Here is a 15,794-nt window from a genome sequence, read left to right as displayed (position 1 = left end):
TTTGGCGGCTGGAACGCTTACCTGTAGAGTGAAGAGCGTCCGGGCGGCTGCGCCCGAATCACGGGGACTCCATGGACCGAAGGACCTTTGCCTCTCTTCTGCTGCTCGCACCCTTGCTGGCGCGGCCGGCGGCGGCCGATGACCCGGAATTCCTGGCCTTCATCCAGAACACCCTCTGGCCGCGCATGAAAAAGGCGGGCGTGTCGAAGCAGCTTTTCGACGCCGCCTTTGCCGGCATCACCGAGCCGGACCCGGTGGTGCTGAAGCTCGCCGACAACCAGCCCGAATTCACCTCAACCACCTCGGCCTATCTCGCAAAGGCGGTGACGCCGATCCGCATCGACACGGGCAAGCAGAAGGCGGAAAGCGAGAAGAAGCTGCTTGACGCCATTGAGGCCAGATACGGCGTCGACCGCTACATTATCCTTGGCATCTGGGGCATGGAGTCGAACTTCGGCAAGCTCAAGGGCTCGATGAGCGTCATGCGCTCTCTGGCCACGCTGGCCTATTCCGGCAGCCGCAAGAAATACGCCTATGAGCAGATGGCCGCCGCCTTCAGGATCCTGAAGTCCGGCATCGTGAAGCCCAATGACTTCGATGGCTCCTGGGCCGCCGCCATGGGCCACACGCAATTCATCCCGTCTTCCTACATTTCCTATGCCGTGGACTGGACGGGCGATGGCAAGAAGGACATCTGGAACAGCTATCAGGACGCGCTGGCCTCCACTGGCAACTATCTCGCCGAGGCGGGCTGGAAAAGCGGCCGGCCCTGGGGCTGGGAGGTGACGCTGCCCAAGGGCTTCAATATGGCGCTCATCGGCCGCGGCCACTGGAAGACGGTGGCGGAGTGGCAGAAGCTCGGCGTCAAGCGCGCCGATGGGGCGAAACTCGGTTCGCCCGATGCGCAGGCCTTCGTCATGGTGCCGCAGGGGGTCTCCGGCCCGCGCTTCCTGGTGACGAAGAACTTCCTCGCCATCATGGACTATAATCTCTCGCATTCCTATGCGCTGGCGGTGGGCCACCTCGCGGACCGCATCCGCGGAAAGGGCGAGTTCGTGGCGGCCTGGCCGGAGGTCAGTTACGATCTCACCTACAAGCAGCGCGTGGAGCTGCAGAACCGCCTCAACGCGCTGGGCTTCGAGACGGGCGGCAATGACGGCCGCTTCGGCGCCCGCACTTATGAGGCGATCATCGCTTACCAGAAAAAGAACGGCCTGCCGCTCGATGGCGTGCCGTCGCTGAAGCTCCTGCAGTCGATCGGGAAGCGCGGCTGATGAAACGCATCGCCATCCGGCTTGCTGCGCTGCTGCTGTGGGGTCTGCCCGCCGCGGCGCAGACGGCGGATGGTCCGGTCATGGGGTCCACCGGCTCGCAGCCGGCCGATGCGCCCGCGGCGGCCCTGCCTCCGCCGGCTGACCGGACGGACCAGCCCGATGCCGCCGGCCAGCCGCCGCCCACCGATGACCATCGCATCGTCGAGGTGCTGTCGATCGGCGATGCGTTGAGCGGGGCCCTTGGCGCCGGCCTCGCCCGCGTCAGCGAGCCCGGCGGCAATTACGATGTCTCGATCCGCGTCAACGAGGAATCGGGTCTCGCGCGGCCGGAGGTCTATGACTGGGCCGCCACCCTGCCGAAAATTCTCGACGGCAATGCCTATGACGCGATCGTGGTGATGCTCGGCGCCAATGACCGGCAGACGATCCGCGATGGCGGCAACCGTTATGATTTCGGCACGCCGGAATGGACAGCGGCCTATGCAAAACAGGTGAACCTGCTGCTGGACCAGCTGGCGGCGTCCAACGCGCGCGTCATCTGGGTGGCGCCGCCGCCGATGCGCGATCCGGACTACGATGCCGCGATGCAGACGGTCGCCGGCGCGCAGAAAGCCGAAGTCGAAAAGCGCGGCATGATTTTCCTCGATCTGCGCAAGGAACTCGCCAGCTCCGGCGGCCCCTATATGGAATCGGCTGCTGACGGCGCCGCCAGCATCGTCAAGCTGCGCGGGGGTGACGGCATCTCCTTCTTCAAGGCCGGCGACAACCTGATGGCCGGGAAAGTGCTCGCTGCCCTCGACGCCGCCGAACGGGCCGATCAGACTCCGCAGGGCGGCAAGACCTCGCTGTTCGACGCGCCCGAGGCCGCCAAGACCGATCTGGAGGCGAAGTCCAATGCCGTGCCGCTGTTCGGCCAGTCGGTGATGGACAGCGCGCCCTATATGGTGCGGCCCGAGGGCGTCACCGCCAATGCCATCCTGCTGGCGGCAGCCGGGCTTGGGCCGGATGCGGCCCTGAAAACGCTGCGCGACATCGCGCCAACGGGAAGCGGAGCGGAGAAGCTCTTCAAGCTGGGCAGTCCCGAGGCCGCGCCGGCCGGCCGCGCGGATGATTTCACCGCGCCGCCGCCCTGATGCCGGCGTCCCGGCGCAGGCCGGGACACAGCTTTGCGTCCGCATGCGCGGAAGAAGCGGAATTATCGCGGCAGCGTTGTCGATCCCATCAGGAATTGATCCACCGCATGCGCGGCCTGGCGGCCTTCGCGGATGGCCCAGACGACGAGCGACTGGCCGCGCCGCATGTCGCCGGCCGAGAACACCTTGCGCGCCGAGGTCTTGTAATTCATCACATTGGCATCGACATTGCCGCGGCCGTCGAGCTTCACCTCGAGCGACTTCAGCAGCCCCTCATGCACGGGGTGCACGAAGCCCATGGCGAGGAGCACGAGGTCTGCCTTGAGTTCGAATTCGGAGCCGGGGATCTCCTTCATGCCGCCATCGACGCGCACGCAGTTGAGCGTCTTCACCTGGCCGTTCTCGCCCGAGAAGGACTTGGTGAGCACCGAGAATTCGCGGTCCGCCCCTTCCATGTGAGAGGAGGACGTGCGCAGCTTCAAGGGCCAGTTCGGCCAGGTGAGCAGCTTGTTCTCCTTCTCCGGCGGCTTCGGCATCACTTCCAGCTGCTCGACCGAGAGGGCGCCCTGGCGCACCGAGGTGCCGATGCAGTCCGAGCCCGTGTCGCCGCCGCCGATGACCACGACGTGCTTTCCCTCCGCCGTGATCGGGCGGTTGTCGATCTGCGGCTCCTTGCCCACGCGGCGGTTCTGCTGCGGCAGGAATTCCATGGCGAAATGAATGCCGCCGAGCTCGCGCCCCGGCACGGGAAGGTCACGCGGCGTCTCGGAGCCACCCGCCAGGATCACCGCATCGAAGCTGTCGACCAGCTGCTGCGCATCCTGGGTGACGCCGATGTGAACGCCATAATGGAAAGTCACGCCTTCCGCCTCCATCTGTGCGATGCGGCGGTCGATGAGGTGCTTTTCCATCTTGAAGTCGGGAATGCCGTAGCGAAGAAGACCGCCGGCCTTGGCGTTCTTCTCGAACACATGCACGCTGTGGCCGACGCGCGCCAGCTGCTGCGCGGCGGCAAGGCCTGCAGGGCCCGAGCCGATGATCGCCACCTTCTTGCCCGTCTTCTCGCGGTAAGACTCAGGCTTGATCCAGCCATGCTCCCACGCCTTGTCGACAATGGCGCATTCGATGGTCTTGATGGTGACCGGCGTGTCCTCGAGGTTCAGCGTGCAGGAGGCCTCGCAGGGGGCGGGGCATACGCGGCCGGTGAATTCGGGGAAATTATTGGTCGAGTGAAGATTGCGCGACGCTTCTTCCCAGTCGCCGAGATAAACGAGGTCGTTCCAGTCCGGGATCTGGTTGTTCACCGGGCAGCCATTGTGACAGAACGGAATGCCGCAATTCATACATCGCGCCGCCTGGTTCTTCACCGCTTCCGCCGACAGCGGAATGACGAACTCGTTATAGTGGCGCACCCGGTCGGCGGCCGGCGTATACTTCCGGTCCTGCCGCTCGATCTCGAGGAAACCCGTAATCTTTCCCATCTTATGCGCTCCTCTTCACGCCGATCGTCGTGCCGTCGCTGTCCTTCTGCGCCTGCTCGAGTTCCTTCAGCGCCCGGGCATATTCGACCGGCATCACCTTCACGAATTTCGGCAGGTAGTGGCCCCAGTTGTCGAGAATGTCCCGGGCCCTGGTCGAGCCCGTGTACTTCATATGCCGCGTCAGCAGCTCGCGCACGCGCTCGGCATCCATGCGGTCCATGTGCGAGGTCACGTCGACGAGGCCGTGGTTGTGCAGGTCACCCGTGGCATGCAGCAGCTTCTCGGTGGCCCTCTCCTCCGCCGGAACCGGCTGCAAGTCGACCATGGCGAGGTTGCAGCGCTTGGCGAAGTCGCCCGCCTGGTCGAGCACATAGGCGACACCGCCCGACATGCCCGCCGCGAAGTTGCGGCCCGTCTCGCCGATGACGAGGACAACGCCGCCCGTCATGTATTCGCAGCCGTGGTCGCCCACACCCTCGACCACCGCGATGGCACCGGAGTTCCGCACCGCGAAGCGCTCGCCCGCAACACCGCGGAAATAACATTCCCCGGTGATCGCACCATAGAGCACGGTATTGCCGACGATGATGGACTTCTCCGGCACGAAGCCGATCTTCTCCTTGGGCCGCACGATCAGCTTGCCGCCGGACAGGCCCTTGCCGACATAGTCGTTGGCTTCGCCGGTCAGTTCCAGCGTCACGCCCTTCGCGCCCCACGCGCCGAAGCTTTGCCCGGCGATGCCGTCGAGCTTCACCGTGATGGTGTCTTCCGGCAGCCCGGCATGGCCATGGAGCCTGGCGACTTCGCCTGACAGCATGGCGCCCGCCGTGCGGTCGTAATTGTGGATCTTCGCCTTGATCACCACCTTCTCGCCGCGCTCCAGCGCGGGTGCAGCTTCGGCGATGAGCTTCCGGTCGAGAATCTTGTCGATGCCATGGTCCTGTGCGCTCACCTTCCTGGTGGCGATGGGGCCATTGACGTCGGGCCGCGCGAAGATCTTCGAAAAGTCGAGGCCGCGCGCCTTCCAATGCGCGATGGCCTTGGTCTGGTCGAGCCACGAGGTCTCGCCGACGAGCTCGTCGAAGCTCTTGACCCCCATCGCCGCCATCAGCTCGCGCAGTTCCTCGGCGACGAAGAAGAAGTAGTTGATCACATGCTCCGGCTGGCCCTTGAAGCGCTTGCGCAGCTCCGGGTCCTGCGTGGCGACACCCACGGGGCAGGTGTTGAGGTGACACTTGCGCATCATGATGCAGCCGGCCGCGATCAGCGGGGCCGTGGCAAAGCCGATCTCGTCGGCTCCGAGCAAGGCCGCGATCACCACGTCGCGCCCGGTGCGGATGCCGCCATCGGCCTGCACCGCGATGCGGCCGCGCAGGTCATTGGCCACCAGCGTCTGCTGCGTCTCGGCCAGGCCGATCTCCCAGGGCAGGCCCGCATGCTTGATGGAGGTGAGCGGTGATGCGCCCGTGCCGCCTTCATAGCCCGAGATCGTCACATGATCCGCATGCGCCTTGGAGACGCCCGCCGCGACCGTGCCGACACCGACCTCGGAGACGAGCTTGACGGAGACCTGGCCCGCCGGGTTCACGTTCTTCAAGTCGAAGATCAGCTGGGCCAGGTCCTCGATCGAATAGATGTCATGATGCGGCGGCGGCGAGATGAGGCCGACGCCCGGCGTCGAATGGCGCACCTTGGCGATGGTGGCATCCACCTTGTGGCCGGGCAGCTGCCCGCCTTCGCCGGGCTTGGCGCCCTGCGCCATCTTGATCTGCATCATGTCTGAGTTGACGAGATATTCGGCCGTCACGCCGAAGCGTCCGCTCGCCACCTGCTTGATCGCCGAGCGCATCGAATCGCCATTGGCCAGCGGCTTGAACCGGTCTGATTCTTCGCCGCCTTCGCCCGTGTTCGACTTGCCGCCGATGCGGTTCATGGCGATCGCCAGCGTCGTATGCGCCTCGCGGCTGATCGAGCCGAAGGACATGGCCCCGGTCGAGAAGCGCCTGACGATGTTGGCCGCGGGCTCGACTTCGGAGATATCGATGGGGTTGCGGCCCATCTCCTCCGCCGTCTTGATGCGGAACAGCCCGCGCATGGTCTTCAGCCGCTCGGACTGCTCGTTCACCGCTCTGGCGAAAGCGATGTATTTGTCTTGTGAATTGCCGCGCACGGCGTGCTGCAGGTTGGAAATGGTCTCGGCATTCCACACATGCGCCTCGCCCCGGATGCGCTGGGCATAATCGCCGCCCACGTCGAGCGCGGCGCGGAACACCGGGTTCTCGCCGAAGGCATCCTCGTGGCGGCGGAATGCCTCCTCGGCGATCTCCAGCAGGCCCACGCCCTCGATCTGCGAGGAGGTGCCCGTGAAATACTTTTTCACGAAATCGGACGAGAGGCCCACCGCGTCGAAGATCTGCGCGCCGCAATAGGATTGGTAGGTCGAGATGCCCATCTTGGACATCACCTTCAGGATGCCCTTGTCGACCGCCTTGATGTAGCGCTTCACCGCCTCATAGGCCGTGATCTTCTCCTCGAGCGTGGGGAGCATGTCCTCCAGCGTCTCGAAGGCGAGATAGGGGTTGATGGCTTCCGCGCCATAGCCCGCGAGCGCGCAGAACTGGTGCACCTCGCGCGCCTCGCCGGTTTCGACCACGAGCCCCACCGAGGTGCGCAAGCCCTTGCGGATCAAATGGTGGTGCGTGGCCGACGTCGCCAGCAGCGCCGGAATGGGCACCCGCTCTGCGGAGACCGCGCGGTCGGACAGGATGATGATGTTGTATCCGTCCTTCACCCCGCGCTCGGCCAGCGCACAGACGGAGTCGAGTGCGGCCTCCATGTATTCATGGCCATTCGCCACATCGTACGTGATGTCGATGGTTGCCGTGCGGAACGGATTGTTGGCCACCGCGCCAATGGTGCGGATGCGCTCCAGCTCCTCGTTCGTCAGGATCGGTTGCGATACTTCAAGCCGCATATGCGCCGATGTGCCCTTGAGGTCGAGCAGGTTGGGGCGCGGCCCGATGAAGGAGACGAGCGACATCACCAGCTCTTCGCGGATCGGGTCGATGGGCGGGTTCGTCACCTGGGCGAAGTTTTGCTTGAAGTAGGTGTCGAGCAGCTTGGGCCGGTCGGACAGGGCCGAGATCGGCGCGTCATTGCCCATGGAGCCCACGGCCTCCTGGCCGGTCTGGGCCATCGGCGCCATCAGCACCTTCAGGTCTTCCTGCGTATAGCCAAAGGCCTGCTGGCGGTCGAGGAGCGCCACGGTGGACTTCGCGCGCTTGGTCTTGGAGGAGGGCAGGTCGCGCAGCACGATCTGCGTCTTCCTCAGCCATTCCTTGTAGGGATGCGCGGTGGAGAGCTGCTTTTTCAGCTCCTCGTCCGAGATCATGCGGCCCTGTTCGAGGTCGATCAACAGCATCTTGCCGGGCTGCAGCCGCCACTTGTGGGTGATGTTCTCTTCGTTGAATTGCAGGCAGCCCATTTCGGAGGCGAGCAGGATGCGCCCGTCATCGCTGGTCATGTAGCGCGAGGGGCGCAAGCCGTTGCGGTCCAGCGTGGCGCCGATCATCTTGCCGTCGGTGAACACCATGGCGGCCGGCCCGTCCCATGGCTCCATGAGGGCTGCGTGGTATTCGTAGAAGGCGCGGCGGTCCTCGTCCATCAGCGGGTTGCCCGCCCACGCCTCGGGGATCAGCATCATCATGGCATGCGGCAGGGAGTAGCCGCCCATGGTCAGGAATTCGAGCGCATTGTCGAAGCAGGCCGTGTCCGACTGGCCCTCATAGGAAATCGGCCAGAGCTTGGAGAGGTCCTCGCCCAGGATGTCGGAGCGCATGTTGGCCTGGCGCGCGGCCATCCAGTTATAGTTGCCGCGCACCGTGTTGATTTCGCCGTTGTGGCAGACGAAGCGGTATGGGTGCGCCAGCGGCCAGCTGGGGAAGGTGTTGGTCGAAAAGCGCTGGTGCACCATGGCGAAGGCCGATTCGAGGCGTGGATCCTCCAGGTCGCGGTAATAGGCGCCCAGGTCCTTGCCGAGCACGAGGCCCTTATAGACGATGGTGCGGGCGGAGACGGAGACCGGGTAGTAGGTCCTGGCCTTCTGCCCCAGCACTTCGAGGACGCGGTTCGACACCACCTTGCGGCAGACGAAGAGCTTCCTCTCGAAATGCGCCTCGTCGCGGATGGTGGGGCCGCGCCCGATGAAGACCTGGCGGTGGAAGGGCTCGGTGCCCTTCACCGAATATCCGAGCACGGAGGAATCGACCGGCACGTCGCGCCAGCCCACAACCTTCAGGCCTTCCTCGCGCGTGGTTTCCCACCAGATGCGCTCGATGTCCTGGCGGTAGACGGGCTCGCGCGGCATGAAGAGCTGGCCCACGCCATAATGCCCGGCGGCCGGCAGTTCGAAGCCGATGCGCGCGGCCTCTTCCGCGAAGAAGGCATGCGGGATCTGCAGCATCAACCCGGCGCCGTCGCCGGCCTTGGGGTCGGCGCCCACAGCGCCGCGATGCTCGAGGTTCTTGAGGATGGACAGGCCATCGGCCACCATGCGGTGGCTTTTCACATTGTGGATATTGGCGATGAGGCCGATGCCGCAGGCATCATGCTCGTTACGCGGGTCGTAGAGCCCATGCGCCTCGGGAAGTCCTTCTGGCCGGTATTGAATGGTCATGGCCAACTCCTTGCTCGTCCTCATCCCATTCTTGCCCCCCGGGCCGTCATGAACCCGGAAGGTCTCAATCGTCTGATACGCAGGGGTGTCGATCTTGGGCCTTAAGGGCGGGGCCTTCGGGTGGCGCCGGACCCTTCTGGGCGATCGAACTCCTGGGCATCCTGGCCCCGAGCGCTCGCCCTCAGTTGCTTTTGCGGAGCGTAGCGCGCGGCAGCCGGGCGGCATCGCCGGCCGGTTTGGCCGTCGCTTTCAGGGTCTTGGTGGTCGCATTCCGGATCATCCGGGGTCCACTTGCCTTTGTTAACACCGCGAAAGGACAGTGTCGCTGTCCTATCTCTTCATGCCAGATTGAGGGGCGTCGCGCAAGACAGGAATCAGCCAGCCCCAAAATCAGCAATGAAATTTCGGCGGCACCACGTTACCATCCTCCCGGGAGGCGCAGACCATGAAGATCTTGAAAGGTGACCTGTCCAACGACCGCATCACCGCGCTCCTCCGCTACCACTTCGACAAATGCCACGAGGTGACGCCACCCGGCAGCGCCCACGTCTTCGACGTCTCGCGGCTCGCGGCCCCGGAGATCGACTTCTGGGCCGCCTGGAATGGCGACACGCTGCTCGGCGTCGGCGCCATGAAGCCGCTCAGCGACACGCACGGCGAAGTAAAGTCGATGCACACGGCGTCTGCAGCAAGGCGCCGCGGCGTGGGCAGCGCCATGCTGAAGCACATCATCGCAACCTCCCGCGCGCGTGGATTGACCCGCCTCAGCCTCGAGACAGGCTCCTTCAGCTATTTCGAACCCGCCGTAGCCTTGTACAAATCGCACGGCTTCACCGAGTGCCCGCCCTTCGGCGACTACAAGCCCGATCCGAACAGCGTGTTCCTGACTCGCAGCCTTTGACCCTTAAGGTTGAGGCGGCATTTCATCAGTAGCCGGAGGAACTGCTACCCCCTTTGCACCGGAAACCCCGCCGCCTTCCACGCCTCGATGCCGCCGTCGAGGATATAGACCTCCGCATCCGCCGCCCGCGCCAGCGCCGCGGCGTTCATCCGCGTGCGTGCGCCCGACGTGCAGTGGAACACCACGGCGGGCGCGCCCGTAATCTCCCTGCCTGCGATGCGCGACAGCGGTTCGTTGCGCGCGCCAGGAATATTCTCTTCGGTGTATTCGTTTACTTCGCGCACGTCGACAAGGAGTGCGCCAGCGTCAACCAGCTTCTTGGCGTCCGCGGGAGTGATGGGCTTGGGCGGCATGCGATCGGTCCTCAACAAAAGGCATTCTTCAGTGTACCAAGTATTTTGCGAACGCGGGGGTCGGCCACGCGGTAGAAGATCTGCTGCGCGTCGCGCCGCGTGCCGACGATCTTCTCCTCCCGCATGCGGGCAAGGTGCTGCGACAAAGCGGACTGCGAGAGCCCCACGTGCCCGATAAGCGCGTTGACGCTCATTTCGCCGTGTTCCAGCAGCTTGCACAGGATCATCAGGCGCTTCTCGTTGCTCAGCGCCTTCAGCATCTGCGCGGCTTCCGTGGCCTTTTCCGCGAATCCTTCCAGCGAGCGGTCGAGCATCAGCGTGCCCATCGGTTCCTCCATTTCGATGCTTGATAATTTAGAATTCTCTAATATACTGTCAAGGAATTTCGTGTCCGAGGAGATGCCGGTCATGCCGAAACCCATCATCCACGCCTTCTTCGATGAGCCAACCAACACGGTGAGCTATCTCGTCGGCGACCCCGAAACGAAACAGGCCGCCGTCATCGACCCCGTCCTCGACTATGACCACAAGTCCGGCAAGGCCAATGTCACCTCCGCCGATGCCATCCTTGCCAGGGCGAAGCAGGAGGGGTTCGCTATCACCCTCATCCTCGAAACCCACGTCCATGCCGACCACCTCTCCGGCGCGCCCTACCTCAAGATCAAGACCGGCGCCAAGGTTGCCATCGGCGAGCGCATCAAGGAGGTGCAGAAGATCTTCCGCCCGGTCTTCAATGCTATCGATGTGTCGGGCGAAGGCTCCGAGTTCGACATCCTGTTCTGGGATGGCGACCGCTTCGCCATCGGCACATTGCAAGGCGAGGTCATCGCCACGCCGGGCCACACCCCCGCCTGCGTCTCCTACCGCATCGGCGATGCCATCTTCGTCGGCGACACGCTGTTCATGCCGGACTACGGCACGGCGCGCGCCGATTTCCCCGGCGGCGATGCCCGCATCCTCTACCGCTCCATCCGCCGCCTCATGGCGCTGCCGCCGGAGACCCGCCTCTTCATGTGCCATGACTACCTTCCCAAGGACGGCCGCAAGCACTTTGCCTGGGAGACCACCGTGGCCGAGGAGCGCGCCCACAACATCCACGTCCATGACGGCATCTCCGAGGACGACTTCGTGAACATGCGCACCACGCGGGACGCCACCCTCTCCGCGCCCACGCTGCTCATGCCCTCGATCCAGGTCAACATGCGCGCCGGCAGGCTGCCGCCGGCCGACACGAACGGCGTCCACTACCTGCGCGTTCCGATTACCCTTCCGGTCTGAGGCCCGCCTGCTGGCCCATTTCGGAAGAATGCGCCTTTCTAGCATAGGGAGCGCGCGCTGTCAAGGACTATTTACCTAATATAAGACGATCTGATCCATCCGATGGGCCGGTTTGCGGAAAATGCGGCGCCCCGCGCCGCCGTTCTGTTCTATCTTACGCCGAATCACTCAAACGCCTGTCCGGACCGTATGGCCATTTCCCAGAACCTCCGCGGCATTGCCGCCATCATCCTGGCCACCGGCGGCTTCGTCGCCAATGACACCTGCATGAAGCTGGCGCTGGCCGATGCGCCGCCCTTCCAGGTCCTCGTCATGCGCGGCATCGCGGCCATCATCTGGTGCCTGCCGGCGATCTGGTTCATGGGGCTGATCCGCCACCTGCCCAAGGCCTTCAACCCCTGGGTCGTGCTGCGGTCGTCGAGCGAGCTCCTCGCCATCCTGTGCTTCATCACGGCGCTTGCCCACATGCCGATCGCCGATCTCACCGCCATCACCCAGATCTCGCCGCTCGCCGTGCTGCTCGGCATGTGGCTCCTCTTCGGCGAGAAGGTCGGCGGGCTCCGCCTTCTGCTGATCGGCTTCGGCGTCACCGGCGCCCTGCTGGTGGCGCAGCCCGGCGGCGTCGCGGCCTCGCCCTTCGCGGTCTTCGGCTTCCTCACCGCGGTGGGCGTTGCGGGCCGCGACATCCTCTCGCGCAAGGTGCCGCCGCGCACGCCGGCGCTGGCCGTCACCTTCTCCACCCTGCTGATTGTCATGCTCGGCGGCCTCGCCCTGTCGCTGCTGTTCGAGACGCAGGTCGCGCCCACATTCCGCCATGCCTGGCTGATGTTCATCGCCGGCTTCTTCCTCATGTGCGGGCACTCCTTCGTCTTCATGGCCTACAGCCGCACGCCGGCGCGCGTGGTGGCGCCCTTCAGCTATTCGGTGATGATCTGGGCCGGCCTATCCGGCATCCTGGTCTTCGGGCAGTTCCCCAACTGGCTGGCCATTGCCGGCATGGCGCTGATCATGGCCTCGGGACTTGCCATCATCCTGCTGGAAGGCCGCACCCGGCAGGGCGCGCCCGCTCCGGCGGAGCTTTAGCGCGATGCCTGACGTCCTCATCCTGCTCCACACCGAGGCCTCGATGCCGGGCCGCATCGGCCGCATGCTGCAGGAGAAGGGTTACCGCCTCGACATCCGCCGCCATTCCCTCGGCGACCCGCTGCCCGAAACCCTGAAGCACCACGCCGGGGCGGTGATCCTCGGCGGCCCGATGAGCGCCAATGACAGCGATGACTGGATTGCCCGCGAGATCGACTGGATCGGCGTGGCGCTGAAGGAGCAGAAGCCGTTCCTCGGCATCTGCCTCGGCGCGCAGATGCTGTCGAAACATCTGGGCGGCAGCGTCGGGCCTCATGCAGATGGCCTGGTGGAGATCGGCTACTACGACCTGATCCCGACAGAGGAGGGGAGCGCCCACGGCCCCTGGCCGCAGAAGGTCTATCACTGGCACCGCGAAGGCCTCACCCTGCCGAAGGATGCCGTGAGGCTTGCCACGGGGCAGATCTTCGAAAACCAGGCCTTCCGCTTCAACGGCAGGGCCTATGGCCTCCAGTTCCACCCGGAGGTGACCAGGCTCACCATGCACCGCTGGGGTGTCACGGGTGCGCACCGTTTCGTGCTGCCAAATGCGCAAAATGCGGCAGCACATCTCGAAGGCAATCTGCTGCATGATGCGCCGGTGAAGGACTGGCTCTCCCGCTTCCTCGACTGCTGGCTTGCCTGAGGCTGTGCCGGGCTGGAACGCCCGTCCGCGCCCGTTAAGCCTTTCTTCGCAAACTCGAAACTGTTTGGAAACGGCATTGGCCCATGATCCGCATATGGCGAGCGGGGACCGGGTGGGACTTGCGCCACGGCGATCCGGGATCATGTACTGCGTACCCGGATACCCTTTTCTGCGGGGGGTCCCTGACGGGGCCCCCCGGTTTCATTTGGCCCTTCCCATTGCGAAATATCCCGCGCCACGTGACACTGCGGCGTCATGGCGTCCCCTCCCTTCGAAAGCTGGCTCCGGCCCGGCCCCTCGGGCCTCTATTGCGCGCCCGGCGATTTCTTCATCGATCCTGCGGGGCCGGCGCCGCGCGCCGTCATCACCCATGGCCATTCCGACCATGCGCGCGCGGGCCACGCCGCGGTGCTGGCCACGGCCGAGACGCTCGCCATCATGCGCCTGCGCCTGGGCGAGCTCGGCCAGGCGCAGGCGCTGGCCTATGGCGAGCCCTTGACCGTGAAGGACGTCACCGTGACGCTCGTCCCCGCCGGCCACATCCTGGGCTCGGCGCAGATCGTCATCGACTACCGGGGCCAGCGCGCCGTGATTTCGGGCGACTACAAGCGCCGCGCCGACCCGACCTGCGATCCCTTCGAACTCGTGCCCTGCGATCTCTTCGTCACCGAGGCCACCTTCGGCCTTCCCGTCTACCGCCATGAGCCCGATTGGGCGGAAGTGCAGAAGCTGCTCGCCTCGCTCGCTGACTTCCCCGAGCGCACGCACCAGATCGGAGTCTATGGGCTGGGCAAGTGCCAGCGCCTGATCAAGCTTATCCGGCAGGCGGGCTATGACCGCCCCATCTGGCTTCACGGCGCGCTGCGTTCCATGACGGACTATTACGTCTCGCGCGGCATCGATCTCGGCGACGTGCCGAATGCGGCCGATGCGCCCGGCAAGCTCGCGGGCGAGATCGTGCTGTCGCCGCCTTCCGCACTGGGCGACCGCTGGTCGCGCCGCTTCGCCGATCCGCTCAGCGGTTTCGCCTCGGGCTGGATGCGCATCAGGGGCCGCGTGCGCCAGCGCGGAGTCGAACTTCCCCTCATCATCTCGGACCATTGCGACTGGCCGGAGCTGATCCGCACCGTCACCGGGACGGGCGCGCGTGAGGTCTGGGTCACCCATGGCCGCGAGGAGGCGCTGGTGCATGAGCTGTCCAAGCGCCAGATCGTGGCGCGCGCGCTGCGCCTTGTTGGCCGCGAGGATGATGCCGAATGAAGGCCTTCTCGCAGCTCCTCGACCGCCTCACCTACACACCGGCGCGCAATGCCAAGCTGATGCTGATGCGCAATTACTTCCTCGCGACGCCCGATCCGGACCGCGGCTATGCGCTTGCCGCGCTCACCAACGGCCTTCCCATCTCCTTCCCGCTGCGCCGCGTGCTGACCGAGATTGGCGCGAGCCGTTTCGACCCCGAACTTTTCCGCATGTCGCGCGACGACGTGGGCGACACGGCGGAGACGGTGGCGCTCATCTGGCCGGTGACGGAGGCCGGGGGCGATGCGCCGCGCCTGTCCGAGATCGTCGCGGCCTTGTCGAAGGCGGGCAGGGGCGGGCACGCGGCGCTCCTCACGCAATGGCTCGACCGGCTGGATGCCACGGGCCGCTGGGCACTGCTCAAGTTCCTCGGCGGCGCCCCGCGCGTGGGCGTCTCGGCCCGGCTCGCCAAGCAGGCGGTGGCCGATGCCTTCGGCAAATCGGTGGATGACATCGAGGAGCTGTGGCACGGCGTCGCTCCTCCGTATACGGAGCTCTTTGCCTGGCTGGAGCAGAAGGCCGGGCGCCCGCCGCTCGCCGCCACGCCCATCTTCCGCCCCTTGATGCTGGCGCACCCGCTGGAGGAGGCGGACTGGCAGGCGATGAACCTCGATGACTTCGCCGCCGAATGGAAGTGGGATGGCATCCGCATCCAGGTCGCGGCCAAGGGCGGCGCCACGCGGCTGTTCTCGCGCACCGGCGATGACATCGGGCAGAGCTTCCCCGAACTCGTGGACCAATTCAAATTCGACGCCGTGCTCGACGGCGAGCTGCTGGTGGTGCGGAACGGCGAGGTGGCGCCTTTCTCCGACCTGCAGCAGCGCCTCAACCGCAAGACTGTGACGCGCGCCATGCTCACGAAATATCCCGTTCACGTCCGCTTCTACGATGCGCTCGAAATCGGCGGCGAGGATTTGCGCGGCCTTCCCTTCACGGACCGGCGCGGGCGCCTTGAGAAATGGCGCCGCCAGTTCGGCCCCGCCCACAGCGATCTCTCCGAAGTCCTGAGCTTTGCCAGCAAGGAGGAACTCAAGTCGCGCTGGGAGGCCACCCGCGAGGAGGGCATCGAGGGCCTGATGCTGAAGCGCCGCACGAGCCCCTATCTCGCCGGCCGCCCCAAGGGCCACTGGTACAAGTGGAAGCGCGCCGCACTCACCGCCGACTGCGTGCTGCTTTACGCGCAGAAGGGTTCGGGCAAGCGCTCCTCCTTCTATTCGGACTACACTTTCGGCGCCTGGACGGAGAAGGACGGGCAGGCGGTGCTGGTCCCCGTCGGCAAGGCCTATTCCGGCTTCACGGATGAAGAGTTGGTTCAGCTCGACCGTTTCGTGCGCCAGAACACCATCGACCGCTTCGGCCCCGTGCGCTCGGTGACGCCCAAGCTGGTGCTCGAGATCGCCTTCGACGCGATCCAGCCGTCCACCCGCCACAAGTCGGGCATCGCCATGCGCTTTCCCCGCGTGTCCCGCATCAGATGGGACAAGCCGGCCAACGAGGCGGATACGCTGGAGACGCTGAAGGGGCTGATGAGCGCGGCGGGGTGAGCGCGGCTCGCTGCGGCGAATCTCCGAATTTCATCATACGCGGGCTTGTCCCGTGTATCCCTTTCCGCCGGGCAATGGATGGCCGGGC

General features: G+C 65.3%; 12 protein-coding genes. 8 read left to right on the top strand and 4 right to left on the bottom strand.

Annotation, left to right across the window (positions count from 1 at the left end; translation table 11 throughout):
- The first annotated feature begins 71 nt into the window (after nucleotides 1-71).
- Both IOC82_RS04030 and IOC82_RS04025 read left to right on the top strand, forming a co-directional pair.
- A complete protein-coding gene (locus IOC82_RS04030; protein WP_290544892.1) occupies nucleotides 72-1,274 on the top strand; it encodes a lytic murein transglycosylase in 1,203 nt (400 codons plus the stop codon).
- Entirely contained in the window at nucleotides 1,274-2,407 is a 1,134-nt protein-coding gene (locus IOC82_RS04025; protein WP_290544891.1) for a GDSL-type esterase/lipase family protein, read from the top strand. The genes IOC82_RS04030 and IOC82_RS04025 overlap by 1 nt, the downstream gene beginning before the upstream one ends.
- A gap of 62 nt (nucleotides 2,408-2,469) precedes the next feature.
- Here the strand turns inward: IOC82_RS04025 and IOC82_RS04020 are convergent, their stop codons facing one another.
- Entirely contained in the window at nucleotides 2,470-3,888 is a 1,419-nt protein-coding gene (locus tag IOC82_RS04020) for a glutamate synthase subunit beta (protein WP_290544890.1), read from the bottom strand.
- Between the two features lies 1 nt (nucleotide 3,889).
- A complete protein-coding gene (gene gltB, locus IOC82_RS04015) occupies nucleotides 3,890-8,563 on the bottom strand; it encodes a glutamate synthase large subunit (protein WP_290544889.1) in 4,674 nt (1,557 codons plus the stop codon).
- Nucleotides 8,564-9,008: 445 nt separating this feature from the next.
- Between gltB and IOC82_RS04010 the strand changes: the two genes are divergently transcribed.
- Nucleotides 9,009-9,464, top strand: coding sequence for a GNAT family N-acetyltransferase (locus IOC82_RS04010; protein WP_290544888.1), 456 nt, complete (start codon nucleotides 9,009-9,011; stop codon nucleotides 9,462-9,464).
- A 44-nt stretch (nucleotides 9,465-9,508) separates the two neighbouring features.
- Here the strand turns inward: IOC82_RS04010 and IOC82_RS04005 are convergent, their stop codons facing one another.
- The gene (locus IOC82_RS04005) at nucleotides 9,509-9,817 is read right to left on the bottom strand and encodes a rhodanese-like domain-containing protein (RefSeq protein ID WP_290544887.1); all 309 of its coding nucleotides are present in this window, start codon (nucleotides 9,815-9,817) and stop codon (nucleotides 9,509-9,511) included.
- A gap of 11 nt (nucleotides 9,818-9,828) precedes the next feature.
- Nucleotides 9,829-10,143 carry a metalloregulator ArsR/SmtB family transcription factor gene (locus IOC82_RS04000; RefSeq protein ID WP_290544886.1) on the bottom strand — a complete coding sequence of 105 codons (315 nt, stop codon included), beginning with the start codon at nucleotides 10,141-10,143 and terminating at the stop codon, nucleotides 9,829-9,831.
- Between the two features lie 82 nt (nucleotides 10,144-10,225).
- On the opposite strand from IOC82_RS04000, the gene IOC82_RS03995 reads away from it, so the two are divergent.
- The 5 genes from IOC82_RS03995 (at nucleotide 10,226) to IOC82_RS03975 (ending at nucleotide 15,706) form a co-directional block, all read left to right on the top strand.
- Nucleotides 10,226-11,095 carry an MBL fold metallo-hydrolase gene (locus tag IOC82_RS03995; protein ID WP_290544885.1) on the top strand — a complete coding sequence of 290 codons (870 nt, stop codon included), beginning with the start codon at nucleotides 10,226-10,228 and terminating at the stop codon, nucleotides 11,093-11,095.
- Nucleotides 11,096-11,284: 189 nt separating this feature from the next.
- Complete coding sequence (locus tag IOC82_RS03990; RefSeq protein WP_290544884.1) at nucleotides 11,285-12,178, top strand: DMT family transporter; 894 nt, start codon at nucleotides 11,285-11,287, stop codon at nucleotides 12,176-12,178.
- Between the two features lie 4 nt (nucleotides 12,179-12,182).
- Nucleotides 12,183-12,863 (top strand): glutamine amidotransferase, encoded by a 681-nt coding sequence (locus IOC82_RS03985; RefSeq protein WP_290544883.1) that lies wholly within the window; start codon nucleotides 12,183-12,185, stop codon nucleotides 12,861-12,863.
- Nucleotides 12,864-13,118: 255 nt separating this feature from the next.
- Nucleotides 13,119-14,123 carry a ligase-associated DNA damage response exonuclease gene (locus IOC82_RS03980; protein WP_290544882.1) on the top strand — a complete coding sequence of 335 codons (1,005 nt, stop codon included), beginning with the start codon at nucleotides 13,119-13,121 and terminating at the stop codon, nucleotides 14,121-14,123.
- Nucleotides 14,120-15,706: a cisplatin damage response ATP-dependent DNA ligase gene (locus IOC82_RS03975; RefSeq protein WP_290544881.1), complete on the top strand. Its 1,587-nt coding sequence runs from the start codon at nucleotides 14,120-14,122 to the stop codon at nucleotides 15,704-15,706. The genes IOC82_RS03980 and IOC82_RS03975 overlap by 4 nt, the downstream gene beginning before the upstream one ends.
- Nucleotides 15,707-15,794 lie beyond the last annotated feature (88 nt).

The sequence above is a fragment of the Aestuariivirga sp. genome (assembly GCF_020252395.1).
In the GTDB taxonomy this organism is placed as follows: Bacteria; Pseudomonadota; Alphaproteobacteria; order Rhizobiales; family Aestuariivirgaceae; genus Aestuariivirga.
The sequence above is the reverse complement of the archived record's forward strand: the minus strand, read 5'-3'. Positions and strand labels throughout refer to the sequence as shown.

Bases quoted from the DNA above. Each gene is read 5' to 3' on its own strand.
- IOC82_RS04030 (WP_290544892.1), top strand. From the start codon at position 72: ATGGACCGAAGGACCTTTGCCTCTCTTCTGCTGCTCGCACCCTTGCTG.
- IOC82_RS04025 (WP_290544891.1), top strand. From the start codon at position 1,274: ATGAAACGCATCGCCATCCGGCTTGCTGCGCTGCTGCTGTGGGGTCTG.
- IOC82_RS04020 (WP_290544890.1), bottom strand. From the start codon at position 3,888: ATGGGAAAGATTACGGGTTTCCTCGAGATCGAGCGGCAGGACCGGAAG.
- gltB (WP_290544889.1), bottom strand. From the start codon at position 8,563: ATGACCATTCAATACCGGCCAGAAGGACTTCCCGAGGCGCATGGGCTC.
- IOC82_RS04010 (WP_290544888.1), top strand. From the start codon at position 9,009: ATGAAGATCTTGAAAGGTGACCTGTCCAACGACCGCATCACCGCGCTC.
- IOC82_RS04005 (WP_290544887.1), bottom strand. From the start codon at position 9,817: ATGCCGCCCAAGCCCATCACTCCCGCGGACGCCAAGAAGCTGGTTGAC.
- IOC82_RS04000 (WP_290544886.1), bottom strand. From the start codon at position 10,143: ATGGGCACGCTGATGCTCGACCGCTCGCTGGAAGGATTCGCGGAAAAG.
- IOC82_RS03995 (WP_290544885.1), top strand. From the start codon at position 10,226: ATGCCGAAACCCATCATCCACGCCTTCTTCGATGAGCCAACCAACACG.
- IOC82_RS03990 (WP_290544884.1), top strand. From the start codon at position 11,285: ATGGCCATTTCCCAGAACCTCCGCGGCATTGCCGCCATCATCCTGGCC.
- IOC82_RS03985 (WP_290544883.1), top strand. From the start codon at position 12,183: ATGCCTGACGTCCTCATCCTGCTCCACACCGAGGCCTCGATGCCGGGC.
- IOC82_RS03980 (WP_290544882.1), top strand. From the start codon at position 13,119: ATGGCGTCCCCTCCCTTCGAAAGCTGGCTCCGGCCCGGCCCCTCGGGC.
- IOC82_RS03975 (WP_290544881.1), top strand. From the start codon at position 14,120: ATGAAGGCCTTCTCGCAGCTCCTCGACCGCCTCACCTACACACCGGCG.